Origin of the sequence: Pseudofulvimonas gallinarii, from assembly GCF_004343305.1 — a bacterium.
Taxonomy (GTDB): domain Bacteria; phylum Pseudomonadota; class Gammaproteobacteria; order Xanthomonadales; family UBA2363; genus Pseudofulvimonas; species Pseudofulvimonas gallinarii.
Genome location: NZ_SMAF01000004.1, coordinates 132,935 through 158,541, shown reverse-complemented (window position 1 = coordinate 158,541; position 25,607 = coordinate 132,935). Strand labels below are relative to the sequence as shown.

At 67.9% G+C, this 25,607-nt stretch carries 13 protein-coding genes, 2 pseudogenes and 1 riboswitch; of the genes and pseudogenes, 6 read left to right on the top strand and 9 right to left on the bottom strand.

Going from position 1 to position 25,607, the window contains the following annotated elements:
• Positions 1-70: 70 nt before the first annotated feature.
• Positions 71-331, bottom strand: coding sequence for a glutaredoxin family protein (locus tag EDC25_RS04485; protein ID WP_123523180.1), 261 nt, complete (start codon positions 329-331; stop codon positions 71-73).
• A gap of 47 nt (positions 332-378) precedes the next feature.
• Between EDC25_RS04485 and EDC25_RS04480 the strand changes: the two genes are divergently transcribed.
• Entirely contained in the window at positions 379-1,761 is a 1,383-nt protein-coding gene (locus EDC25_RS04480) for an L-serine ammonia-lyase (RefSeq protein WP_123523179.1), read from the top strand.
• A 73-nt stretch (positions 1,762-1,834) separates the two neighbouring features.
• Here the strand turns inward: EDC25_RS04480 and EDC25_RS04475 are convergent.
• The 4 genes and pseudogenes from EDC25_RS04475 to EDC25_RS04460 form a co-directional block, all read right to left on the bottom strand.
• Positions 1,835-2,914, bottom strand: a pseudogene (locus tag EDC25_RS04475) (homoserine dehydrogenase family protein); the annotation flags it as partial.
• Complete coding sequence (metB, locus tag EDC25_RS04470) at positions 2,911-4,107, bottom strand: cystathionine gamma-synthase (protein WP_132577266.1); 1,197 nt, start codon at positions 4,105-4,107, stop codon at positions 2,911-2,913. The gene metB and the pseudogene EDC25_RS04475, both read right to left, overlap by 4 nt.
• The gene (metX, locus tag EDC25_RS04465; RefSeq protein ID WP_123523177.1) at positions 4,104-5,162 is read right to left on the bottom strand and encodes a homoserine O-succinyltransferase MetX; all 1,059 of its coding nucleotides are present in this window, start codon (positions 5,160-5,162) and stop codon (positions 4,104-4,106) included. The genes metB and metX overlap by 4 nt, the downstream gene beginning before the upstream one ends.
• A gap of 91 nt (positions 5,163-5,253) precedes the next feature.
• A riboswitch (SAM riboswitch) is annotated at positions 5,254-5,370 on the bottom strand.
• Positions 5,371-5,428: 58 nt separating this feature from the next.
• Positions 5,429-9,304 (bottom strand): ATP-binding protein, encoded by a 3,876-nt coding sequence (locus tag EDC25_RS04460; RefSeq protein ID WP_164484223.1) that lies wholly within the window; start codon positions 9,302-9,304, stop codon positions 5,429-5,431.
• Positions 9,305-9,308: 4 nt separating this feature from the next.
• On the opposite strand from EDC25_RS04460, the gene EDC25_RS04455 reads away from it, so the two are divergent.
• From EDC25_RS04455 to EDC25_RS04445, 3 genes are all read left to right on the top strand, one after another.
• On the top strand, positions 9,309-10,958 hold the full coding sequence (locus EDC25_RS04455; RefSeq protein ID WP_240639739.1) for an aspartyl/asparaginyl beta-hydroxylase domain-containing protein: 1,650 nt from the start codon (positions 9,309-9,311) through the stop codon (positions 10,956-10,958).
• A gap of 135 nt (positions 10,959-11,093) precedes the next feature.
• On the top strand, positions 11,094-11,519 hold the full coding sequence (locus tag EDC25_RS04450) for a hypothetical protein (RefSeq protein ID WP_123523174.1): 426 nt from the start codon (positions 11,094-11,096) through the stop codon (positions 11,517-11,519).
• 14 nt (positions 11,520-11,533) lie between these two features.
• Positions 11,534-13,237 carry a putative 2OG-Fe(II) oxygenase gene (locus EDC25_RS04445; RefSeq protein ID WP_123523173.1) on the top strand — a complete coding sequence of 568 codons (1,704 nt, stop codon included), beginning with the start codon at positions 11,534-11,536 and terminating at the stop codon, positions 13,235-13,237.
• Between the two features lie 126 nt (positions 13,238-13,363).
• Here EDC25_RS04445 and EDC25_RS04440 read toward each other — a convergent pair whose 3' ends face one another.
• Both EDC25_RS04440 and dnaE read right to left on the bottom strand, forming a co-directional pair.
• A complete protein-coding gene (locus EDC25_RS04440; protein WP_123523172.1) occupies positions 13,364-16,228 on the bottom strand; it encodes a TonB-dependent receptor domain-containing protein in 2,865 nt (954 codons plus the stop codon).
• 548 nt (positions 16,229-16,776) lie between these two features.
• Positions 16,777-20,304 (bottom strand): annotated as a pseudogene (gene dnaE, locus EDC25_RS04435) (DNA polymerase III subunit alpha); the annotation flags it as partial.
• 133 nt (positions 20,305-20,437) lie between these two features.
• Between dnaE and EDC25_RS04430 the strand changes: the two are divergent.
• Together EDC25_RS04430 and EDC25_RS04425 are read left to right on the top strand one after the other, a co-directional pair.
• On the top strand, positions 20,438-20,995 hold the full coding sequence (locus tag EDC25_RS04430) for a sigma-70 family RNA polymerase sigma factor (protein WP_205985043.1): 558 nt from the start codon (positions 20,438-20,440) through the stop codon (positions 20,993-20,995).
• Complete coding sequence (locus EDC25_RS04425) at positions 20,992-23,778, top strand: serine/threonine-protein kinase (protein WP_123523170.1); 2,787 nt, start codon at positions 20,992-20,994, stop codon at positions 23,776-23,778. The genes EDC25_RS04430 and EDC25_RS04425 overlap by 4 nt, the downstream gene beginning before the upstream one ends.
• A gap of 14 nt (positions 23,779-23,792) precedes the next feature.
• Here EDC25_RS04425 and rnhB read toward each other — a convergent pair whose 3' ends face one another.
• Positions 23,793-24,386 (bottom strand): ribonuclease HII, encoded by a 594-nt coding sequence (rnhB, locus tag EDC25_RS04420; RefSeq protein WP_123523169.1) that lies wholly within the window; start codon positions 24,384-24,386, stop codon positions 23,793-23,795.
• Positions 24,383-25,576, bottom strand: a complete 1,194-nt coding sequence (gene lpxB, locus EDC25_RS04415; protein ID WP_123523168.1) for a lipid-A-disaccharide synthase — start codon at positions 25,574-25,576, stop codon at positions 24,383-24,385. The genes rnhB and lpxB overlap by 4 nt, the downstream gene beginning before the upstream one ends.
• Between the last annotated feature and the right edge of the window lie 31 nt (positions 25,577-25,607).

Below are 25,607 nucleotides of genomic sequence, written 5' to 3'. Positions count from 1 at the left end.
CTATTTTAGCGGAACCCTGCCGCCCGTCCGGTGCCGCGGCTGCCGCGTGTCGATCCGGGCCTGTCCCGGTTCAGGCCAGCGAGCGCGCCGCTTCCGGGGTGAACGGCCAGTCCAGCTCACGGCCGTCGCCGGGCCGGCGCAGTACGGGAATGCGTGCGCCATAGAGCGATTCGGTGGTCGCGTCGCGTTCGATGTCGATGCGTTCGAAGCGGTCGATGCCGGCGAGCAGCAGCACGTGCTCGGCTTCCAGGCAGAGCATGCAGGAAGGCCGCACCAGCAGCTGCAGCGACTCGGAGCGGTCTTCGGCTGCGTCGGCTTGTAACTGTCCCATGCTGCCGCCATTCTAGCCTGACCTTCCCACTCGCACTTTTCCCGCACATGGCAGTCAGCGTATTCGACCTGTTCAAGATCGGCATCGGACCCAGTTCCTCGCACACCGTGGGACCGATGCGCGCGGCTGCGCGATTCGTCCAGCGCTGGCTGGCCGAGGCGGGCGAGCTGGAGCGCACCGCGCGCGTGCGCGCCGAAGTGTTCGGTTCACTGGCGCTGACCGGGCGCGGCCACGGTACCGACAAGGCGGTGCTGATGGGACTGGAAGGCCATCTGCCCAACCTGATCGATCCGGACATCATTCCCGAGGCACTGGAACGCATCCGTTCGCTTCGGCGCATCCGGCTGCAGGGGCAGCGCGAATTGGAGTTCGACGAGAAGCGCGACCTGGTGATGAACAAGCGCCAGAAGCTGCCGTTCCACACCAATGGCATGCGTTTCACCGCCTATGACGCGGACGGAGGCGTCATCGCGACGCGCGACTACTATTCGGTGGGCGGCGGCTTCGTGGTCAACCAGGACGAGGCGGCCGAGGACCGAATCGTCGCCGACACCACCGAGCTGCCGCATCCTTTCCGTTCCGGTGCCGAACTGCTGCGCCGCTGCGCGGACAACGGCTTGAGCATGGCCGCGCTGATGTATGCGAACGAGGAAGTGTGGCGCAACCGTGCCGACATCGATGCCGGCCTCGACGAGATCTGGGCGGCGATGCAGGCCTGCGTTGCACGCGGCATCCGCCAGGATGGAACCCTGCCAGGCGGCCTGCATGTGCGACGTCGCGCGCCGGCGTTGCATGCGGAACTGTCGTCACGTCCGGAGGCGGCGATGCGTGATCCCCTGACGACGCTGGACTGGGTCAACCTTTACGCGCTTGCCGTGAACGAGGAAAACGCAGCCGGGGGCCGCGTGGTCACCGCACCCACCAACGGCGCGGCAGGCATCATTCCCGCTGTGCTGCATTACTACGAACGTTTCACGCCCGGCAGCAGCCTGCAGGGCGTGCGCGACTTCCTGCTTACGGCGGCCGCGGTCGGCATCCTCTACAAGGAGAACGCATCCATTTCCGGCGCCGAAGTCGGCTGCCAGGGTGAAGTCGGCGTCGCCTGTTCGATGGCGGCCGCCGGCCTGACCGCGGCGCTCGGCGGCTCGCCGGCACAGGTCGAGAACGCTGCCGAGATCGGCATGGAACACAACCTCGGATTGACCTGCGATCCCATCGGTGGCCTGGTGCAGATTCCCTGCATCGAACGCAACGCGATGGGTTCGGTCAAGGCGATCAATGCCTCGCGCATGGCCTTGCGCGGCGACGGCACGCACACCGTCTCGCTGGACAAGGTCATCCGGACGATGCGCGATACCGGGCGTGACATGCAGGACAAGTACAAGGAAACCAGTCGCGGCGGACTGGCCGTCAACGTCATCGAGTGCTGAGGTGCCGCCCTGCAGCATGTGATCCGCGTGTCCGCTTCCATCCTGCCCGGGAAACCGGCTCAGCCACGCGTGCAATCGCCAGCACGTCGTCGAGCAGGGCGGCGGCCGTCACGCCGGCGCCGGCGCCCGGGCCCTGGATGACCAGCGGACGCTCGCTGTAGCGTTCGCTCCAGATCGCAACGCGGTTGTCGGTGCCGCGGCCGGAGGTCAGCGGATCGTCGGGCGCGAGCGCGACCAGGCCCACGCTTGCCCGGCCGTCCGCTTCGAGGCGCGCGACATGACGCAGCACCGTCCCCGCGGCGCGCGCACGATCAAGGCGGGCACCGAGGGCGTCATCAAGGCCATCAAGCAGACCGGCGACGTCTTCAGGCCGGCCCTTCGACAGCGCACCGGTGGACAGCGATTCGACGTCGATGTGTTCGGGTTCCAGGGCCCATCCGGCGGCGCGCACGAGGATCAGCAGCTTGCGCCGGACGTCCTGGCCGGACAGGTCTTCGCGGGGATCGGGCTCGGTATAGCCCGCCTTCCAGGCTTCGCGAACGCATCGCGAAAACGGCTGCGCGCCATCAAACCGGTCGAACAGCCAGGCCAGCGATCCGGACAGGATGCCGGCCAGCGCATGGATGCGGTCGCCCCCTTCGCGCAGAGCGCGGATCGTCCGCAACAGCGGCAGGCCGGCGCCGACCGTCGCGCTGTCGCCATAGCGTGTTCCGCCTATGGCCTGCGCGTGGCGCAGCTGCGTCCATTGTGCCTGGCTGCCCCCCAGGGCCAGCTTGTTGGCGGTCACGACATGGATGCCATCCTGCAGCCACCGCGCATGCCGCGCTGCGGTTTGCGCGCAGGCGGTCGCATCGATGACGATGCGGGTGACAGCCGGACCGAAGACGGTTTCGAGGTCGGACATGTCGGGGGACCGGCGTGAGGTCGCCAGCAGTCCGGCGGTGCGGCCGGCATCGATGCCGGCCATCGAGCTGACCGCCTGGCGTGAATTGGCGACATGCACCAGGCGCAGGCGTATGTCCGGGCCGATGGCTTCAAGTCGCTGCAGCCGCTGCAGCAGGGCAGACCCGACCGTACCCGTGCCCAACAACGCAAGCTGCACCGTTCCCGTCGGGCCCGTCTTGTACGGAACCGGGTCAAGCGCCGCCGTCATGACACCCGTCCGATCTGCGCCTGCCGCTCCGGGGTGGCGCTGGCCCGACCTAGTGCGTCGTCAAGATCAGCCAGCAGGTCGCCGATGTCTTCGATGCCCACCGAGAGGCGCAACAGGCCGTCGCTTATGCCGGCGGCAGCGCGTGACTCGGCGGACATCGCGGCGTGCGTCATGCTGGCCGGGTGCGCCACCAGGCTTTCGACGCCACCCAGCGATTCGGCCAGCGTGAAACATCGCAGGCCGTCGATGAAGGCGCGCACGGCCCGTTCGCCGCCTTCGAGTTCCAGGCTGACGATGGCACCGAATCCGGACTGCTGCCTGCCGGCCAGCGCATGCTGGCGATGACTTCCCAGGCCCGGGTAATGCACGGCCGAGACGGCGTGGTGGTGTTGCAGCCGTTCGGCGATGCTGCAGGCGTTGTCCTCGTGCTGGCGCAGCCGGATCGGCAGCGTGCGCAGGCCGCGCAGCGTCAGCAGGCTGTCGAAGGGGCTGCCGGTGACGCCCAATGCGTTCGCCCACCACGCCAGCTGTTCGTGCAGGGCCGCGTCTTTCGCGATCACCGCACCACCGACCACGTCGCTGTGGCCGTTGATGTACTTGGTTGTCGAATGCACCACCAGATCGGCGCCGAGCGTGATCGGTTGCTGCAGCGCCGGCGACAGGAAGGTGTTGTCAACGCAGACCAGGGCGCCGGCGCGATGCGCCACTTCGGCGGCGAAGCGGATGTCGGTCAGGCGCAGCAGCGGATTGCTCGGCGTCTCGATCCACAGCAGTCGCGGCCGACGCGCGAGCGCTTCGCCGAGGGCGACCGGATCCTGGAAATCGACCACGGCCAGCCGGAAGTGCCGCTTGCGTGCCAGGGCCGTGAACAGGCGCCAGCTGCCGCCGTAGCCGTCGTGCGGCACGACGATCAGGTCGTCGGGTTCCAGCAGCGCCAGCACAGTGGTGATCGCCGCCATGCCACTGGCGGTGACGACGGCACCCGCGCCGCCCTCCAGTTCCGCAAGCGCTTCGGCCAGCAAGTCGCGGGTGGGATTGCCACTGCGCGTGTAGTCGTATCGGCGCTTGCCGCCATAACCGTCGAAACTGAAATTGCTGCTCAGGTGCAGCGGCGGCGTGACCGCACCATGCTGGCTGTCGCAGTCGATGCCGGCGCGCACCGCAGCGGTGGCGAAACTGCGCGGCCGGCTCATGCGGCCACCTCCGTTTCGCCTTCCGCCAGGACCCAGGTGATCACGCCGGCGATCGCATCGTCTTCCTTGAGGAAGGCGTCGTGGCCGTACAGCGAGTGCAGGCTGACCAGTCGGCCCGGGCCGGCAAGCGAAGCGGCCAGCTGGCGCAGGTCGTCGAGCGGCACCAGCCGGTCCTCGTGGACGCCGACGACCGTGGTCGGCACGCGGATGCTGCCTGGATCGACGTGGTGCAGATCGATCGATTCGGACAGGCGCTCGAAGGCGGTAGCGGAGAAGGCGGCGCTGAAGCGATCGCCCTGGTGGCGCAGGTAGCTCTCGGCCGCCACTTCGAAACGATCACCGTTGCGAGTCGCAGGTGCATCGAAGCGCGCGGCGAACTCTTCCGGACTGCGATAGCTGAGAACGGCCAGCTGCCTGGCGACGGCGACCGCGTTGCGTCGATCTTCCCCGTTCGTGGCGAGGCGGACGATGGCGCGCTGCACGCTGCGCCAGGCGCTGGAAAACGGATGCGGCCGATGGGCACCGCTGATTGCCAGCAGGTGGCGAAGGCGCTCGCCGTGGCGGGCGGCGAACTGCAGTCCGACCAGCGCGCCATACGATGCACCGATCAGCGCACGCAGGCGGCGAATGCCGAGGGCATCCAGTACGCACGCAATGGCGTCGGCCTGGTCGGCCGTATCGAGCGGTGCATCGATCTGTCCGTCCGCGCCCAGCCAGTCAATGCCGAGCAACCGCAGCCGTCGCGGATCCAGCGACTTGCCGATGCCGACCTGGCCCGGCCACCAGCCGGCTTCCGGATAGCGCCGGCTGGATGCGAGATGGCGATGCGCTGAAATGCCGCCGAGCACCAGCACGCAGGGCGCGTTCTGCGGCCCCTGGGATTCGTAGCTGATACGCACGGCGCGCGTGCCGCCGTGGCGCAGGGGCAGGCTGAACCAGCATTCGCCGCGTTCGGCGGTGACATGGGCTGGGCGGCAGTCGGGAAAGGACGAAGGAGGGCTCCCGGCAGCGAAAGGGACCAGGGTGTCGCGGGATCCGGTGGGGTGCAGGCTCATCGTTGGCACTCCTCAAGTGGTGGCAGGAAGGCCATCGAGGGTGCGGATGTTCGTGGACCCCCACGCGCAGGGCAGCGCGCTGGGATGACACGTTCCATCTGCCGTCGCACGGATGCGCGACGCAGGAATTGGCACCTTCGGCCTGCTTGCGCAGTCCTGGGTTGCCCCGGCTTCTTCGGGCCTGTCCCTCAGCCGGTCTCGATGGTGGCCGCAGGTTAGGGCGGTCGCCATCCGCCTGTCAATCCCTTTATCGCGATGAAGGGATATTACTTGTTCGTGAGGCTGGAATCGCCGCCCTCATCCGAAATGACCGTCCCCAGAGCCGCCACCAGGTGGTCCGGGTCAACCGGCTTGCGGAAGAACGCGCGCGCGCCGCGCGCGCGGCACATCGACTGGTCCTCGTCCTGCTGGCGAGCGGTGACGACGACGACGGGTGGCATCGCCTGCAGCGTGTTCCGCATCAGCTCCATCACCTGCAGGCCATCCAGTTCAGGCAGGTCGAGGTCGAGCACGATGCCGTCATAGGTGGTGCTGCCGATGGCCACGAGCGCGGCAAGGCCATCGCTGGCGACATCGACATGGGCGCCGCGGCGGCGCAACTGGCTGGCGGTGACCTCGCCGAGGATGGCGTCGTCTTCGACCAGCAGGAGGCAGCGGCCATAGAGGGGTGCATGCCCGGCAAGAGGCTTTTCCCCGCGCCGGTTGTCGATGCGCTCCATCGGTGTCGTGCGGTGCAGGGTGGCGAGCAGAGGGCGGAGCGCCCAGGGGCCGTGCTGGAGGAAGATCGAAGGCGGCAGCGCGGGCACGGGACAGGCGAGGGGAATCGATATCACCGCGCGCTTGAACCGGCGCGCGTGTTCCAGGCACTGCGCGACCTGTGCGCTGACGTCGGCCACCAGCAGGGCCGACACATCGGCATCGGCCTCGGTGGCCGTGTCGATGCCCAGTGCGCGCAGCGTGGTCAGCAGATCGTCGCGTCGCGTCGCATCGTCATCCAGCACCACAACGCGCGGTGCGCGCGCGGCGCCGTCCCGGGGCGCCGCCGCATGTACCGGGCCGATGTCCACCTCGAACCAGAAACGGCTGCCGCCGCCCGGAGCGGCGTCCACATCGATCCTGCCGGCCATCAACTCTACCAGCTCGCGCGCGATGGCCAGGCCCAGGCCGCTGCCACCGGAACGGCGGCCGGCCTCATCCTGGCTGTAGCGCTCGAAAAGACGATGGCGCAGCTCGTCCGAGATGCCCGGTCCGTTGTCGATGACTTCGAAGCGGTGCCTGCCGTCGTGCCGCGACACGCACACGCGGACATGGCCCTGCGCGGTGAACTTGATGGCGTTGTTGACCAGGTTCAGCAGCACCTGGTGCAGCCGCTTGCCATCGGCGCGCACGGAGAGCGACGTTCCCGGCTCGATGCGCAGCGACAGTCGTAGTTGCCTGCTTTCTGCATTCGCGGCGACGTCGCCGATGACCTGGTCCAGGCAGGCCACCAGGTCGAGGTCGCGCGGCTCAAGCGTGAGTTGTCCGGATTCGATGCGTGAAAGGTCGAGCAGATCGTTGACCAGCGTCAGCATGTGGCCGCCGGCGCGCTGGATCGACGCGGAGAAATGTCGCTGCCGTGCATCCAGATCCGTCGCCGACAGCAGTTCGTTCATGCCCAGCAGCCCGGCCATCGGCGTGCGCAGTTCGTGGCCGACCGCCGCGAGGAAGCGCGTCTTTGCGGCGCTGGCCTGTTCCGCCCATTGCCGTCGTTCGTCGGCCAGCACCAGGGCATGGCGCCGCTCCAGGCGACGACGATAGAGCCGCTGACCCAGCAGCATGGCTGCTATCGATGCAAGCAGATAAAGCAGGAGTGCCCAGGGCTGTCGCCACGGCGGCTGCCCGACTTCGATCACCTGGCGCAGGCGATTGGCCGCCGGTTGTCCGTCGCTGCCGAAGGCGTCGACCTCGAGGACATGGCGACCGCTGGGCAGGCGGTCGATGATCCGTTCGGGTTGACCGGCCTGTTCCTGCCAGGGCTCGTCGTCGAGACGGAAGCGGTAGCGGTGGGCATCCGGTTGCAGCAGGCTGCCCAGTCGCACCGACACGCGCAGGTCGCGGTCATCATACGCCAGCTGCCAGGCCTGCCCGTCACCCGGCCGGAGTGGGTGGAGTGTTCCCCGCCGCGACACACTGCCGTCGCGCCATCGCAAAGTGGACTGGGGCAGGTGGGCGCGGATACGGGAGGTGTCAACCACCACGACACCGGCCGTGGTGCCGGCCGCCAGCAGTCCCGGTGCCAGCCACGCCGGTGGCACCGAGATGAATTCAGACGAGGGCAGGCCATGCGCCTCGCCATACGACGAGATGCGCCGTGTCTGCGGATCGAAAACCAGCAGTCCGCGCCGGGTGTTCACCCAGACCAGGCCGGCCGGGTCGATGGCGACGCCGCCCGCATCCACGACGGGCCAGCCATCGCTCGCACCGACGCTGTCGAGCATCTGGACGGCGCCATCGACCAGCCGGTAGCGACCCAGGTGTCCGAGCGTGTGCAGCCAGATCGATCCGTCGCGGCTGAAGGCGAAGCCATGCACCGACTGCGCCGGTGCCCCGGAAACGGCGCGGAACCGGCGCTGGCCGGCCTGCGCGCGCAGCAGGCCCTGTTCGCAGGCCAGCCACACGCCGCCACTTTCGTCGACATGGAGGTCTGCGGCCTGCGCACACGGCAGGCCGGCGGCCACGCCCAGCGGATCGAACTGCAGCGTACCCGCGTCGTCATCGATCCAGGCAACGCCGCCGCCGCCGAAGCCGGCAAGCACCAGCCCGTCGTCCACCTCGGCGAAGACGCGCACCAGCGTCTGCGGCAGGGGCTGTCCATCCATGTCGCGGTCGAAACGTCGGTATCCCTTTCCGTCCGGAAGCACACGCGACACCGCTGCGCGATGGCCCAGCCACAGCTGTCCGCGTCGGTCGACCCGCACCGCACGCATGTTCGAATCAGGCGCCGCTGCACCATCGCCTTCGACGAACCGGCGAGTCACCTTGCCGCTGGCAGGATCGAGCTGGCTGAGGCCGCGGCTGGTATCGGAAGTGACCCACAGCTGTCCATCACCGCCGGCCGTGACGAACCGGGGTCGGCCTTCGGGCAGGCCGCCCTGGTGCGAGGATTCGCTCATGTAGACCCGGATGGCGCGCCAGTGCGGCACCAGCTGCGCGATGCCACCGTGCGTGGCGAACCAGAGGCTTCCCTCCTGGTCGCGGAGGATGTCCTCGATGCTGTGCGCCGGGAGGCTCATCACGTGCCCAGGTCTGGCTCGATGGACGGCTGTGGCGCCGGAGGACGGATGCCAGCGCCAGGCGCCATTTCGCGTGCCCAGCCAGATCCAGCCGTCCGGTTCCAGCTCGACGGAAAGGCTGCCGCGGCTGTCGTCGATCGGCGGTGTCGGCATGCCCAGGCCCGCGGCACCGCGCAGCCCGGATTGCGTGGCCAGCCACGGACGATCGTCGGCAAGCCGGAGGGCGATGACGCGTTGTCGCGGATTGAGGTCATCGATATCCACGCGGCTGAATCCGGCCTGCGGATGCCAGCGGCAGAGCCCGGCATTGGTGCCGGCCCAGACGACGCCGTCGCTGCCGCGGGCAATCGCCAGCACGATGTCGTCGCAGCCGTCCGGCCCGGCCGTCATCGCCTCGCGCAGGGATTCGAAGCGGCCGTCGCGATGCATGCGCACCAGGCCGATGCGGAAGCCTCCGATCCACAGGCCACCGTCGCCATCGTCGGCCAGTGCCCAGACGCGATTGCCCGGCAGGCTGTCCGGGTCGGCGGGATCGTGCTGCCAGCGGAGGAAGCTGTCCGTGTCGGGCTCGTAGCGGGCGATGCCGGCGTTCTGCGCGGCAATCCAGACGCGGTCGTCGCTGTCCACCAGCACGTATTCGATGTCGTTGTCCGGAACACTTCGCGGATCGGCGGGATCGTGCCGCCAGATGTGGAAGCCGACGCCGTCGTATCGCGCCAGGCCGTCGAGCGTGGCAATCCAGAGGCTGCCGTCGCGGGACTGCGCGAGCTTGAAGACCGTGGCCGAGGGGAGGCCTTGCGCGGTGCCGAACTGCCGGAAAAGCGGGTGCTCCGGGACGCGCGACGCTGCGGATTCGGCGCCGTCCGCCAAGGCGATGCCCGACGATCCGATTGCAAGTGCAAGCGCCAACCACCAGTTTGAAGTCGACACGCCAGCCACCCCCTGTCCGTGCTGTCGGGATCCTTTTTACGGCATCAGGGTAATGGAGATGTTTTGCGATGCAAAATATGCAAGTTTTGCCGTTGGGCCGGATCCCGCCTGCGGGCCGGCCGCTTTGAAGCGCGCCGCGACCGCTCCAGGCGATCCGCAGGTCGCGGGCCGGCAGTTCCCGCGACGGGACTCCGCTCGACAGGATCCGGGGTGCACGCGTCGTGCAACAGGCGCGCGACGCTGTTTCCAGGGCGTTTACGGGCTGTCTGGTGCCAACCTGGTTGGCCTATACTCCCGGAAATACGTTGGCGGCGCGGCTGATCCGATGGGCACGAGCGATCTGAGGGGACTGATCCAGTCGGCGGGTGCAGCCATGTCGGCGGGCCGCTGGCAGGAGGCCGAGCGACTCTGGCAGCAGGTTCGCCAGATCGACCCCGACAACGTCCAGGCACTCTTCAGCCTGGGTGTCCACGCATTCCAGCGCGGTGATCGTGAAGGCGCATTGGAGCTGCTGCACGCGGCGCATCAGCGTGCCCCGAAGGATCCGATGATCCCGCTCAGCATCGCGCGCGTGCATCGTGATGCCGGTCGCGGCAAGGAGCAGTGGAACGCGATCATTGCCACTCTTTCGATCGATCCGTATTTCCTGCCCGGGCTGCTGGAAAAGGGCGAATTCCTCGAAAGCGAGGGCCAGCCACGCGTCGCCGCAACCGTATTCCGGAATGCACTCAAGGTCGCTCCGGAGGAGCCGCATTGGCCGCCGGCGCTGCGCCGTCGCCTGGAACATGCGCGTGAAGCGGTGCGACGCGACAGCGAGGAGCTGGTCGACTTTCTGAGACACGAGGTCGCAGCCGAGCGGTCTGGCGTGGAAGCGGCGCAGGACGGCCGGTGGGACGAGGCGATCTCGATCCTGGCCGGCAAGACAAGGCCGTTCCCATCCATCTGCAACCAGCTGCACGTCCCGCGCCTGCCGGCAGTCACGTTCTACGACGAGGCGCTGTTCCCTTGGTTGCAGGATCTGGAATCCCGCACCGGGGTGATCAAGGCCGAGTTGCAGGACATGCTCGCCCGGCGGGGCGAGGAATTCGTTCCGTACATCCAGTACGGTCCCGACGATCCGGTCAACCAGTGGGACAAGCTCAACCACTCGCGCAACTGGAGCGGGTTCCACCTGTATGCGCATGGCAGACCCGTCGAGGAACATCTCGCCGAGTGCCCCCGCACCGCCGAAGCGCTGGCGCTCGTGGATGCGGTGGACATTCCTGGGCTGTGTCCGAACGCGATGTTCTCCGCCCTGGCACCTGGCGCACACATCCCGCCGCATACCGGTGAAACCAATGCGCGGCTGGTCGCGCACCTGCCGCTGGTGGTTCCCGAAGACTGCAGGTTTCGGGTCGGCTATGACTGGAAGCCCTGGCGGGAAGGGAAGTGCTGGGTGTTCGATGACACCATCGAACACGAGGCGCGCAACGACAGCGGCCAGACCCGCGTGATCCTGATGTTCGATGTCTGGAATCCGCTGCTGTCGCTGGCCGAGCGCGAGATGGCTTCGGCGCTCGCAGGCGCGATGAGCAAGTGGCGTTCGGCCGGCTGACCGGTTCACGCCTTGATGCACGCTGTGGGCGCGCCGAGCCGGCTTGATGGCCGCGTTACGGGCCGGGCCGGCTTTTGCGCAAGGGCCGCGTGGCACGCCATCGCAAGGTATGCTTTGCCCACATCAACTCACGCCATGTATCTGATGCGCCCGTTCACGATCCTGCTGACCTGCCTGCTCGCTTCGCCGCTGCCGGCGCTGGCCTCCAGTCATCCCTGCGCCAGGGTTGCCGACCCTTCGGCGCGCCTGGAATGCTATGACGCGGCGTTCCCGCCTGATCCGGGCGCGGTCATGAGCGCCCCGGATGCCGCCCGCAGCGACTTCGGCCTCGAGAAGTCCGTCGAACCCGGACGCGTGGAGAGTCGCGTGTCGTCGGTGGACTACGCGCGGGGCGCACGCAGTGTCACCCTCGAAAACGGCCATGTCTGGGTGCAGACGGATGCCAAGGTCAATGCCCAGGTCAGGCCCGGCGACACCGTCAGCGTACGCCGGGGAATGGTCGGCAATTACATCATGACGACGGCCAATGGCGTGGCCGTGCGGGTTCGGCGGGTCCGCTGAGGGTCCGCAGGCCCGTGGCCGGCCAGCGACTCGACGCCACGCAGGCCGTCCGGTTCCTGCAAGCACAGCGACTGCTGCAGGCTGGGCAGCCGGCCGAGGCCTTGCGCATTGCCGCAGCGCTCAGCTCGGAAGTGCCACGCGCTGCCGATGCATGGCAGCTCCTGGGGATGTGCCTGGCTGCAAACGATCGCCCCGGCGAGGCCGATTCCGCCTTCCAGCGCGCCTTGGCGCTGTTGCCCGACAACCCGGTGCTGGCCCGCAACTATGGCGTGTTCCTCGCGCGTTACGGAAGGACGCTTCGCGTCCAGGGAGAGCTCGAGTCGGCGGAGCAGGTCCTGCGCAGGGCTCTGGCCTTGCGCGAGGCGCCGTTGTCCGTATGGATCGACCTGGGCACGGTGCTGCGCTCGCTGGGGCGGATCGACGAAGCACTCGAGGCCTACCGGCATGCGGAGCTGCTGACCGCACAGCGCGGTGAGCCCCTGCCGGAGGTGCAGGACGCAATCAACGGCGTGCTTGCCGACGCCGGACGCACGGCCGAGGCACTGGCCGGCGCACGCAAGCTGGTCGCCGCGCATCCCGCCCATGCCGCGGGCCATGAGACCCTGAGCCATCTGCTGTGGGAGAACGGCGCCGAGCTGGCGCCAGGAGAAGATCCCCTCGCTGAATTCAGGACCGCCGCGGCAGCGCAGCCGGGCAACCGCGCGCTGCAACTGGCCTTCACGCGGATGTTGCTGGCCACCCGCCGGCCCGAGGAAGCGCTGGCGGTGCTGAAGCCCTTGCGACATCGCGATCCGGACGATCCGGTGCTGGCCTGGTTTGCCGCCGATGCGCAGGACGCATTGAGACACCACGCAGAGGCTGGCGCCCTGTATGCCGCCGCGAGCCGGACGTCACTGGGCGCCTTGCCCGCCTTTCTCAACGCGCGGGCGCGACATGCGTTCCGCTGTGGGGATGTCGAACTGGCGCAACGGTGTGCCGGGCAGGCCGTTGCGCAAGCGCCGGACGACCAGGATGCATGGAGCCTGCTTGGGCTGGCGTGGCGGCTGACCGCAAACGAGAAAGAGCACTGGTTGTGCGACTACGAGACGCTGGTCGGTTACATGGCGATCGATCCGCCGCCCGGATTCGGTGACCTGGAAGACTTTCTGCAGGAACTGGCGGAAGCCCTGCACCCCATGCACAACGCCAGTCGGGAGCCGGTAAGCCAGAGTGTCCGCGGTGGCACGCAGACAGCCGGACGCCTGTTTGGCCGCGATGTCGCGGTGATCGGCGCAGCGGAGTCCGCCTTGCGCGCGGCGGTCGAGCGCTGGCTGAGTGTCCTGCCGGACGATCCTTCGCATCCGTTTCTTTCACGCAAACAGGGCGGCGTACGTTTCGTCGGCTCGTGGTCCGTCAGGCTCAACGCCTCGGGACACCACAGCAACCACATCCACAGCAGTGGCTGGGCCAGCTCGGCGTTCTACGTCGCACTGCCCCGGCACGTGTTCGCGGGTGACGACCCGGGCCACGCGGGCTGGATCCAGTTCGGGCAACCGCTGGAAGACCTGGGCCTGGATCTGCCGCCCCGGCGCGTGATCCGCCCCCGGCCGGGCCATCTGGCGCTGTTTCCTTCGTATCTCTGGCACGGCACCGTGCCCTTTGAAGATACGGAGCCGCGGCTCACGATCGCCTTCGACATGCAACCGTCGACACGTCGCGGGACGGCTGGCGGCGTGTAATCACGGCCCACCGCCGACGGGCACCCGCCAGGTCACGCAGGGCGCAGCAAGCGCGGTATCCACCAGGTAAAAAAAGCGGCGGACCGAAGTCCGCCGCCAGGTGTTGCAGTGAACGTCCTGGACGAATCAGAACGTCAGGGTGATGCTGCCGAAGATGTAGCGACCGGCCTGGTCGTAGCCACCCAGCGAGTTGGCGTGCGAGCCGAAGCCACCATCGGCGTCACCGACGAACGGCGGTTCCTTGTCGAAGATGTTGTTGATACCCAGCGACACGGTGGCAGCGCCGAAGCTCACGCTTCCGGTCAGGTCGAGGTAGTTGTAGGACTTCACGCCCGAACCCAGCCAGATCACGTCGGTCAGCTGCGAACCGTTCGCGGCGTCCTTGTAATCCACGCTGCCGATATGGCGCCAGCGCAGACCCACGCCGTAGCGGTCCCAGGAATAACGCGCCTGGGCGATGTGGCGCCACTTCGGCGTCTGGCAGCCCTGCGTGTCATTGACCAGGCCCTTGCACTCGTATGCCGTGCTGGCATCGCTCGCCAGGGACATCGTGTACTCGGACAGGATGTAGTTGCCGACGAAGGTGGTGCTCAGGCGACCCGGACCGAGGTTCCAGGTGTAGCTCGCGCTGAGGTCGAGGCCTTCACGCTCGTCCATGCCGATGTTGCCGGCGAGGTTGCGGATGTGGCCGGTGCCCGGGTCCGCGGCCAGGCCGATCCACAGGTCGTAGTCGCCGAAGCGGCCGTCACGATGGATGCGGTCGCAGTACAGGCCCTGCTCCATGCACAGGATCTGGATGTTGTTGTAGCCGATGCCGCCGATCGCGTCTTCGATCTTGATGCGGTACCAGTCCAGCGCCAGGTTCAGGTTCCTGATCGGCTCCAGGGCGAAACCGACGGTGTAGGTGTCGGCGATTTCCGGGAGCAGGTCGGGGTTGCCGCCGGTCAGGGCGTTGTACTGGTTGGCCGGGTTTTCCGGAACGTTGCCGTAGGCCGAGGTCGGCAGGCCGGTGCGTGCGCACTGCTCAGCGGTGTACTCCGGGTTCGGACCGGCGCAGAAGTCGCGCGTGCCACCCAGAGCGATGCGCTGCGGGTAGTACATGTCGTTCAGGCTCGGCGCACGGACAGCGCGGTTGTAGCCGGCGCGCAGCAGCAGCTTGCTGTCCAGGAACAGGGCCGACAGGCCGAACTTGTAGGTGTCGTTCGAGCCCGAGGTGTCGTCGTCCGAATAGCGGTAGCCCAGCGAGGCATCGAAGCGGTTCAGCACGCCGTCGCCGACGTAGATCGGCACGCCGGCTTCCAGGAACAGGTCGGTCACGGAGTTGCTGGCATTCACCGGCAGGTCGGCGGCGCCGGCACCGGCGAAGTTGCCGGCGGAGGAATCGGTGTCGTAGACGCTGGAGTAGGAATACGAACGACGCTCCGCACCGACGGCCAGGCCGATACGCTCACCGTCGGCGGACGGGAAGCCGAAGCCCAGTTCGCCGCTGGCCACGCCGGACAGCGAGGTGAAGCTGTTCTTGTAGATGGCGAAGCTGGTACCGGCCATTGCGGCAGCGGATTCAGGCGAGATGTTGTCGTTCCAGATGTCCCACAGCTGGCAGCCACCGAAGGTGCCGTACACCGGATCCTCACAGCCCAGCGCGGCAGCGGCGATGCGGCTGATCAGGAAGTCGTTGACACCGATGTCGGTGGTCTTGTAACGACCCGACGACGCGTAGATGTCGTAGGTCCAGGTGGACTCCGGCATGATCGCGCCCTTAACACCGGCGGTGAGGCGGTACATGCTGTCGTCGGAGGCGTGGTGGCGCGGGCCGCCTTCGACGTTGCGCTTCCACATCGTGATGCGCGCCTGCTCCGTGGTGACGCCGGCGTCGGCGCAGAGGCTGCCGATCAGCGGGTTGTTGCAGTCCACGGTGACGGGCACGCCGAAGGCGCCGGATTCGGCGATCTGCATTTCGGAACGACGCTCCAGGAACATCGCTTCGACATACGGCGTGAAGTACTCGTTGATCTCGTAGCTCGAGCTGAAGCCGGCGGTGATGCGCTTGTCGGGGCGCTGGAAGAAGTTAACCGGCGCGTAGTTGTAGAGGTGGATGCCCGGCTCATAGCCGGAACCGTTGTAGATGAAGTTGCCCAGGTTGGCACCGCCCACTTCGGCCACGGTGAAACGGCCCGGGTCGGCCGTGCCCGAACCACCGCACACCGGCTCGTCGTACCACACCGAGCAGTGCGTGTAGTCGCGCTGGCCGTGGTACAGCGCGTCGTTCTCGCGCCAGGTGATCCAGCCGACGGCGTGACCGCGGTCACCACCGAAGCTGCCACCGACGATCAGGTCGGCGCTGCGGCTGATGCCGTCGAAACCGGAATCACCCGTCGGTGCCTCGTAGCCCGCCTCTTCGTTGAGGCGCTGCATTTCCTTGTTGTCGTTGTTGTGCTGGTAGGCGGAATAACCGTAGGTCACGCTGATACCCTCGAACTTGTCGTCGAGGATGAAATTGACCACGCCCGCGACGGCGTCGGCGCCATAAATGGCCGAAGCACCACCGGTGAGGATGTCCACGCGGCTGATCAGCGCCGGCGGAACAATCGAAGTGTCCGCCAGCTCGTTGCGGCTGGCCGGCAGGCGACGACCATTCACCAGGGTCAGCGTGCGCTCCGGACCCAGCGAGCGCAGCGACACCACCGAGTGGCCGTAGGAGGGGTTGTTCTGGAAGTTGTCGAAGTACAGGTCGACCTGCGGATACTGGTTGACCAGATCCTCGACCGTCGTCGCACCGTAGTACTTGAATTCTTCGGTGCTGATTTCGGTGATCGGCGCGGAGGCCGTCATGGTCTGGCTCTTGATGCGGGTGCCGGTGACCGTGACCTCGTCAAGGCGTTCGGCCTCTTCATCCTGGGCGACGGCAATGCCGCTGGACGCGAGCGACATCAGGCCCAAGGCGAAGGACGCCACGATCGCTTCGTGGAGCTTGGATCTTCTCAGCTTCATTTTTCCCTCCAAAAAAGGCTTAAGAACTTGTAATCGGTGGAGCCCCACCCCTAGCCTGAACGAGCCACAACCTGACAGGGCCGCGTGAATATTAACCAAACAAGCGGCCACAAGTCTCAATCTCGCGAACGTTTGCAGCGATATCCGTCAATCATGTTGCCGCCTGCCAGCGTGCTGCGCCACGAAACGATCGCGGCGCCCGGATATTCAAGCGCCAGATCCGGACGCAAGTTTTTGAACCACCGAGATTTTTTTCGTAGTCTGGATGGTCCGGAGTGTGCCCCCTTGTATCGGGGGACGTTTTCCAGCGTGTAAGCCGCCACGTCGCCTTCCACCGGGATTGCGCAAACAATCCGGCAACCGGTTGATTTTCCGAGTCTGGTGCCGGGATTGGCCTTGCGACACCTTGGCGGCGCGGTGGCTCAGGCTTCGGCTGTGTAGCGCAGTGCCAGTGCTTCGTCGTGGTCGCGCGTATCCGGCGGCGGCGTGTTCCCGGTGGACAGGGCACTGGCGCGACGCAGGCGCAGGTCCAGTTCGACGATGCCGGTCCGCGTGCGCAGCCGGTCGAGGAGGTCGAGGCTGGGACGAAGGCGCCAGTCCAAAGCGGGTACGAGGTCGCCCCGGGCCGATCCGGTGCGCAGATGCAGGCGCAATGAGCAGCGGCCGGGCAGGGCGGCGCGCAGCTCGGCGGCCAGCGAAGGGAAGTCGCAGCGTTCGGCGTCGATGGTCAGGTGCAGGGACTCCGCGAAGCGTGCCAGCGCCTCGTCGAGATCGAGTACGCCACGACCACGCAGGCTGACGCCGCCGCCATTGAAGTTGTCCGGACGCAGCTGGCCTTCGACGAGGACGATGCGCTCGCGCGACAGCCGCGGCGCGTTGTCCAGCCAGCCTTCGGCGTAGAAACTCGCTTCGACCCGTCCGCTCCAGTCCTCGATCGAGACGAACCCCTGGCTGGCGCCGCGCTGGCGCACGTCGACGACCATGCCGGCGAGGACGACGGTGACGCCCCGGCTGTACTCGCTGCGGCCGTTGTCGCCGCGGCTGTCGCCGCTCCCCTGCAGCAGGCTTTCGGCGCGTTCCAGCGGCACGCCCACGAGCTGCTCGAGCAGCGGCCGGTATTCGCTCGTCGGATGGCCGCTCAGGTACCAGCCCAGCGTGTCGCGTTCCGCCGCGAGCTTCTGGCGCAGCGGCCACTCCGGCTGCGCCGGCACATTGAGCGTGGCGGTCCCGAGCACGCTGTCAGCCTGGAACATGCCAAACATGTCGTGCTGGCCGGCTGCCGCGTTGGCATGGTCCTGCTCGGCCAGGCGCATGGCCTCTGGCAGTTGCGCCATCAGCGTTGCGCGATTCCCGCCAAGACCGTCGCAGGCGCCGGACTGGATCAGCGTTTCCAGCACGCGCCGGTTGAGCTTGCCGCTGTCGACGCGCCGGCACAGGTCGGCCAGGTCGCGGAAGTCGCCGCCGCGCGCGCGCGCTTCGATGATCGCGTGCACCGCGTTTTCGCCGACGCCGCGGATGGCGCCGAGGCCATAGGCGATGCGCCTGGCATCCAGCGCCTTGAACATGTAGTCGCAGCGGTTCACATGCGGCGGCTCGATCGCCAGCCGCATCGCCTGTGCTTCGCCGATGAAACCGACCAGCTTGTCGGTCTTGTCCATGTCCGAGGACAGCACCGCTGCCATGAAGTCGGCCGGGTAGTGCGCCTTCAGCCATGCGGTGTGGTAGGCGACCAGCGCGTAGGCGGCGGCATGTGACTTGTTGAAGCCGTAACCGGCGAACTTCTCCATCTGGTCGAAGACGGCGTCGGCAACCGCCTGTGCGATGCCGTTCTTCGCCGCGCCCTCGCGGAAGATCTCGCGCTGCTTGGCCATCTCCTCGGGCTGCTTCTTGCCCATGGCGCGGCGCAGCAGGTCGGCGCCGCCCAGCGTGTAGCCGCCCAGTGCCTGGGCGATCTGCATGACCTGTTCCTGGTAGACCATGATGCCGTAGGTCGGACCGAGGATCGGCTCCATGCGCGGATCGAGGTACTCGACGCGCTGGCGCCCGTGCTTGCGCTCGATGAAGTCCGGGATCAGGTCCATCGGGCCCGGTCGGTACAGCGACACCAGCGCGATCAGGTCTTCGAAGCGGTCGGGCTTCGCGTCCTTGAGCATGCGCCTCATGCCCGTCGATTCGAACTGGAACACGGCGACGGTGTCGGCGCGCGCGAACAGCTCGTAGCTGGCGCGGTCGTCGAGGGGCAGTGTGGACAGGTCCACGGGCGAACCGCCGCCCAGCAGCAGCCGTTCATTGATCGACTTCACCGCCCAGTCGATGATGGTCAGCGTGCGCAGGCCGAGGAAGTCGAACTTCACCAGGCCGACCGACTCGACATCGTCCTTGTCGAATTGCGTTACCGGATTCAGGCCACCGGCTTCGGCGTACATCGGGCAGAACTCGCTGAGCGGCTTGGGCGCGATGACCACGCCGCCGGCGTGCTTGCCGGCGTTGCGGGCCAGGCTTTCCAGCTTCAGCGCCAGGTCCAGCAGGTCGCGGACTTCGTCCTCGTCGTTGTAGCGCTGGATCAGTTCCGGTGACGACAGCTCACTGTCGGCCCGGGCCTTGTCGGAACGGCCGAGGGCGTCCTCCAGCGTGACGCCGAGTGTCATCGGGATCAGCTTGGCGACGCCATCGACGAAGCCGTAGGGATGGCCGAGCACGCGGCCGCAGTCGCGAACGACGGCCTTCGCCGCCATGGTGCCGTAGGTGATGATCTGGCTGACCTGGTCGCGGCCATACTTGCGTGCGACGTAGTCGATGACCTCGTCGCGGCGGTCCATGCAGAAGTCGATGTCGAAGTCCGGCATCGACACGCGTTCCGGATTGAGGAAGCGTTCGAACAGCAGGTCGTAGGGCAGCGGGTCCAGGTCGGTGATGCCCAGCGACCAGGCGACCAGCGAGCCGGCGCCCGAGCCACGACCGGGGCCGACGGGAATGCCGTTGTTCTTCGCCCAGTTGATGAAGTCGGCGACGATCAGGAAGTAGCCCGGGAAGCCCATCTGCACGATGACATCGACTTCGCGGTGCAGTCGCGCCGCGTAGTCTTCGCGGCTGCGGCCCGGCGCCAGCGCCTGGCGCGCAAGGCGGCGCTCGAGCCCGCGCTCGGCCTCCTGCCGGATCCAGCTGTCCAGCGTCTCCTGTTCCGGGACCGGGAACGCCGGCAGGAAATAGGTGCCCAGTTGCAGTTCCAGCGTGCAGCGCCGCGCCAGCTCGACCGTGTTGTCCAGCGCCTCGGGCAGGTCGGCGAACAGCTCCGCCATCTGCGCCGGTGATTTCATGTACTGCTCGGGGCTGTACTCGCGCGGGCGCTTGGGATCGCCGAGCACGCGGCCGGTGGCGATGCAGACGCGCGCCTCGTGCGCCTCGTAGTCCTCGCGGTCGAGGAAGCGCACGTCATTCTGCGCCACTACGGGCAGGCCCAGCCGGTGCGCCAGCGCGAGCGCAGCCGGCTCCCACGCCGCCTCGTGGGCACGGCCGGTGCGGCTCAGAGTGAGGTACAGGCGGTCGCCGAAGTGTTGCTGCCAGCGCTGCAGCAGCCGTTCGGCCTCGCTGTCGCGGCCGGCGGCCAGCGCGGCGGCGACATCGCTCTGGCTGCCGAGCAGCAGGAAGAGCTCCTGGGCATGTTCCGCCAGCCATTGCGGCGGCAGCAGCGGCCGGTTGTCCTGCCTCGGCGCTTCCATCCACGCGCGCGTCAGCAGGTGCGACAGGGACCGGTAGCCATTGCCGTTGCGGCAGAGCACCGAGGCGCGCGTCGGCGCCTCGTGTTCGCGACGTGCACCGATGCGCAGGTCGCAGCCGGCGATCGGCTGCACGCCGGCGGTCTGGCAGGCGCGATAGAACTTGACCAAGCCGAAGAGATTGTCCTGGTCGGCCAGCGCGAGTGCCGGCATGCCCAGTTCGACGCAGCGGCTGACCAGATTCGGGCGGTCGCCGGCCTTGGCCGGCAGGCCCAGCTGTGGCTTGCCCGGCATGCGGATGGTGGAGTCCACCAGCGAATACTCGCTGTGCGTATTGAGATGAACGAAGCGGGCCGGCATTGTCGGCAGATGATAGCCGATGCCTCCCGGCCGCCCTTCGGCGAAAGGTCGCCCGCAGTTGTGCGGCAGGTCCGGTTCGGGTGGACGCGGCTGGGCTAGACTGTCCGCATTCGACAACCGGAGTGGTCGAAGCGTGCCCGGGGAACACGACATCACCATGCTGCTGCATGCCTGGGGCAGCGGCGACGCCGTGGCGGGCGAACAGCTCGGCGCGCTGGTCTACCAGGAACTGCGCGAGATGGCCCGCCAGCGCCTGGCCGGTGAACGCGGCGACCACACCCTGCAGCCCACGGCCCTGGTCAACGAGGCCTACCTGCGCCTGGTGCAGGGGGGCGTGTCGCTGAACGACCGCATCCATTTCTTCGCCACCGCGGCGCTGCACATGCGGTCGATCCTGGTCGATCATGCACGCGCCCGGCTTGCCGGGAAGCGCGGCGGCGACCAGGTCCGGGTGACCCTGGCGGAAGACCTGCAGGCCCCGGACTCCGGCGACGCCGAACTGCTGGCGCTGGACGTCGCGCTTACGGCGCTGCAGGAGGCGGACGAGCGTACCGCGAGGGTGGTCGAACTGACGTATTTCGGCGGACTGCAGCGCGACGAAGTGGCGCAGGCGCTGTCCATTTCGGTGCCCACCGTGGATCGCGCGCTGCGTTTCGGCCGGGCCTGGCTGAAGCAGGCGCTGGACGGATGAGCGGCGCCGCGCGCATCCAGCGCCTGCAGTCCCTGTTCGAGGAAGCGGTCGGCCTGGCGCCGCCAGCGCGCGAGGAATTCCTCACACGGCTGCGCGCCGGGGATCCGGCGCTTGCCGTCGAACTGGCGGCGCTGCTGGCCCACGACGAGGACACGCCGTCGGCCGAACGCGCCATCGTCGATCGTGTACTGCCGTCGGCGGCGCGCCTGGCCCGGCGTCGCAGCGACCATTCACCGTGGCCGGACATCCCCGGTTACCGGCTGCTGCGCGAGATCGGCCACGGTGGGATGGGCAGCGTCGTGCTGGCCGAACGCGAGGACGCGCAATTCCGGCACCAGGTGGCGATCAAGCTGGTGCGCGGTTTCCCCTCGGAGAAACTGCTGGAACGGTTCCGACGCGAGCGCGAGCTGCTGGCCACCCTGCGCCATCCGAACATCGCGCGGCTGTTCGATGGCGGCACGACAATGGGCGGGCAGCCATGGCTGGCGATGGAGTACATCGAAGGCCAGCCGCTGGACGACTGGTGCCGCAACGAGAAACCGTCGCTGCAACGTCGCCTGCGCCTGTTCCAGGCCTTGTGTTCGGCGGTCCAGCATGCGCACCAGAAGCTGATCATCCATCGCGACCTGAAACCCGGCAACGTCCTGGTGCGCGAGGACGACCAGCCGGTGCTGCTGGATTTCGGCGTCGGCAAGCTGCTCGACGAGGACGATTCCGCATTGCAGGCGACGCGCACGCGCATGTTCACCCCGGCCTATGCCAGCCCGGAGCAGTTGCGCGGCGAAGCGGCCTCGACGCTGAGCGACGTCTACGCCCTGGGCCTGATCCTTTTCGAACTGCTGGCGGGCGAACCGTTGCGGCATGTCTCCGGCACGACCTCCGTGCGTTCGCCCAGTCGGGTCGCCGAGACCGGCGAGCACTGGCTGCGCGCCGATGCGCGCCTGCTTCGCGGCGACCTCGACAACATCGCGCGCAAGGCGCTGCACGACGATCCCTACCGCCGCTACGCGAGCGCGGCGGCGCTGTCGGCGGACATCCAGGCCTGGTTCGCCGGTCATCCTGTGACCGCCGCGGCAGACGGCTGGGCCTACCGCATGCGCAAGTTCGTCGCGCGGCATCCGGTGGCGGTCGCGTCTTCGCTGGCCGGCCTGATCTCACTTGCGGTGCTGTCGCTGCGCCTGGTCGAAGAGCGGGCACAGGCGCGGCTGGAAGCGGAGGGCGCGAACCAGGCGGCGATCTTCCTGGTCGACCTGCTGAAAAGCAGTGCGCCGGAAGCGACACGCGGCGAAACGCTGACCGTGCGCGGCCTGCTCGAACAGGCCGAACAGTCGCTGGAGGTCCGCCAGTTCAGCCGCCCGGAGGTGAAGGCGCGCCTCGAGATGGCGCTCGCCGACATCCAGATCAGCCTGGGTCGTGCCGAAGCCGCCATCGAACTGCTGGAAAAGGCGGTGCAACGCGCGCGCAGCCCGGATGGCGATCCGCGCGTACTCGGCCAGGGCTTGCGTCTGCTTGCGCTGGCCTACCTGGATGCAAGCCGCCACGAGGATGGCCTGCATGCTGCCGAGCAGGCACTGGCACTGAACACGAAGGTCTTTCCGCCAGGTCATCCGGAGATCGGCCACACGCTGATGAACCTCGGCGTCGCCAAGCAGCATCTTCGCCGCCACCGCGAAGCACTCGAACATTTCCACGCGGCGCAGGCGCTGTTCTCAGCCGCCGGCGAGGAATACCGCGAGAACGTCCTCTCGTCCATGCACAACCAGGGCTGGTCGATGTACATGATCACGCGCTATGAGGACGCCGAGCCGATCCTGCTGCAGACGGTGGCGGAAAAGGAACAGCTGCTCGGGCCGAACCATCCCTCGACATTGCGCACGCTGCAGGTCGTTGCCCAGCTGGAGCAGGCGACCGGGCGTCCACGCCAGGCCGCGGAGCGGCTGTCCGAGCTGTTGCGCCGATCGATCCTGCTGCGTGGAGAAGACAACACCACGGTCGCGGACACCCGCAACATCCTCGGCAGCGCATTGCACGACCTTGGTCGCTACGAAGAGGCCGAGGCGCAATACCGGGCGGCCATGGACACCTATGCCGCCCTGGGCAGCGATTCGCAACCGGGTTATGCCGTGCCGGTCAACAACCTGGCGTCACTGTACGAGGACCAGGAACGCCTGGCCGACGCCGAGGCCATGTTCCGCCACAGCCTGGCCCTGCGCATCAGCAGGGAAAGCGGTCCCTGGGCGATTGCGCGCGCGCAGAACAATCTCGCCCGCCTGCTGCTGGCGACGGGACGCGTTGACGAGGCGCGCGTACTCGCCGAAGAGGCCTGGACGGTGCGTGGAGCACTTGAGCCCGCCCACCATGTGGAACGGCTGGACGGACTGGCCATGCTGGCCCGCATCGAGAACGCATCGGGCAACGACGTGGCCGCGCAATCGCACCTGGCATCCTGGAAAACCCTTGCCACGCAGGTGACGCTGGCGCCGAACCGGCGCGTGGCCATGCACCGCATGTTCGCGGAGTTCGCCGTCCGCAGCGGCGACCGCGGCGCCGTGATCGCCGAATTCCGCGCGGCACTCGCAGCCCTGCAGTCGGCCATGCCCGAAGGGCATCCGCGCATCGCCAGCCTCGGTATCGAGCTGGCGTCGATCCTGGTCGAGGGTGACGAGGGTGAACGCCGCGAGGCCTTCGCGCTGCTGGATGCCGCGCGCGACATCGCCGCGAAGCATTTCAGCGAGCACGGCCCGACCCTTCGGCGGATTGCGGCGCTGGACGCGCTGCGCTGACCGCGCGCTTCCCCTCAGGCGAACAGTTCCTGCTGCATCAGTGCGCGCACCGGCGCGAAGCTGCGGCGGTGGACGCGGCAGGGCCCGAGCCTGCGCAGGGCATCGAGGTGGTCCGGTGTCGGGTAACCCTTGTGCTCGGCGAATCCGTAGCCGGGATGGATGCGGTCGAGTTCCACCATGTGCCGGTCGCGCGTGACCTTTGCGAGGATGGATGCGGCGCTGATCGCCGGCTCGATGGCGTCGCCGCCGACCACGGCGTGGCCGGGGCAGGGCAGCGCCCTGGGCAGGCGGTTGCCGTCGATCAGGGCCAGTTCCGCGCGCAGCGCCAGTCCGGCGACCGCTTCGCACATGCCGGCCATGGTGGCGTGGAAGATGTTGAGGCAGTCGATGCGTTCGCAGTCCACGACGACGACATGCCAGGCGCGGGCGCGTTCGAGGATCAGCGGGTACAGCGCTTCACGCTGGCTGGCGCTGAGTCTCTTTGAATCGGCCAGTCCCTCTATGGGCCGCCGGGCATCCAGGATTACCGCGGCAACGACCACCGGTCCGGCAAGGGGCCCACGTCCGGCTTCATCGACACCGGCGGTCAGCGGCGGCCAGGAGCTCATGGTGCGCGCGACTCCACCAGGCCGGCCACGGCCCCGGCCGCAGCCACGGCCGACCCACCCGGCGCGCGCAGCGAGGCGTGGATGGCATCGAAGCCGGCGATCTGCCGTTGACGCAACGCTTCGTCATCCAGGAGTGACAGCAGCGCCGGCGCGATGGCATCGGCGGTGCAGTCGTCCTGCATGAATTCGGGCACCAGGTCGCCACCGTGCAGGATGTTCGGCAGCGAATAGCGCTCGATCTTCAGCATGCCCAGCTTCTTGACCAGGAAATAGGTGAGCGGCGCGATGCGGTAGCCGACGATCATCGGGCGCTTGGCCAGCAGCGCCTCCAGTGCCGCGGTACCGGAGGCAAGCAGCAGCACGTCGGCGGCCACCATCGCCTGGTGGGCCTGGCCGTCGAGCAGCTGGATGTCGGCGCCACCGTCGAGTGCATCGATATGCGCCTGCAGCGCCTGACGGCAGGCGGCGTTGGCGGCGGGGACGATCAGGCGCAGGCCGGGTCGTTGCCGCTGGACGCGTCGCGCGGCTTCGAGGAACGCGCCGGCCAGGCGCTCGATCTCGCCCAGCCGGGACCCCGGGAGCACGGCCAGGACGCTCTCCCGCTCCCCGATGCCCAGTTGCCTGCGCGCGCCATCGCGGTCCGGTCGATCGGGAAAACGGTCGGCGAGCGGGTGGCCGACGAAGCGCGCATCGACGCCGTACCCGGCGTAGATGGGCGGTTCCATCGGAAACAGGCAGAGGACGCGATCGGCGCTCCGCCCCATGCGTTGGGCGCGCTTGCGACGCCAGGCCCAGACCGAGGGGCTGACATAGTGCGCGGTGGCGATGCCGCGACGCTTCAGCCGCTTCTCGACACCGAGATTGAAGTCCGGTGCGTCGATGCCGATGACGACGTCGGGCGACCAGTCGGCCAGCCGCTGGACAAGTTTTCGCCGGAAGCGCAGCAGGCGCGGCAGGTGGCGCAGGACTTCGGCAATGCCCATCACCGCGAGCGGTGCGTAATCCGACCACTGTTCCATGCCGGCATCGCGCATCTGCGTTCCGCCGACACCGGCGAACACCGCGTCCGGCCAGCGCGCCTTCAGCGCGGTGACCAGGCTGGCGCCGAGCTGGTCGCCGCTGGCTTCGCCGGCGATCAGCGCGACACGCCGGGGTGCCTGCCGTGGAACAGACGTCGGGGAACTGGCCATGGTGCGATGGTACGCGAGAGGCGCCGGCGAT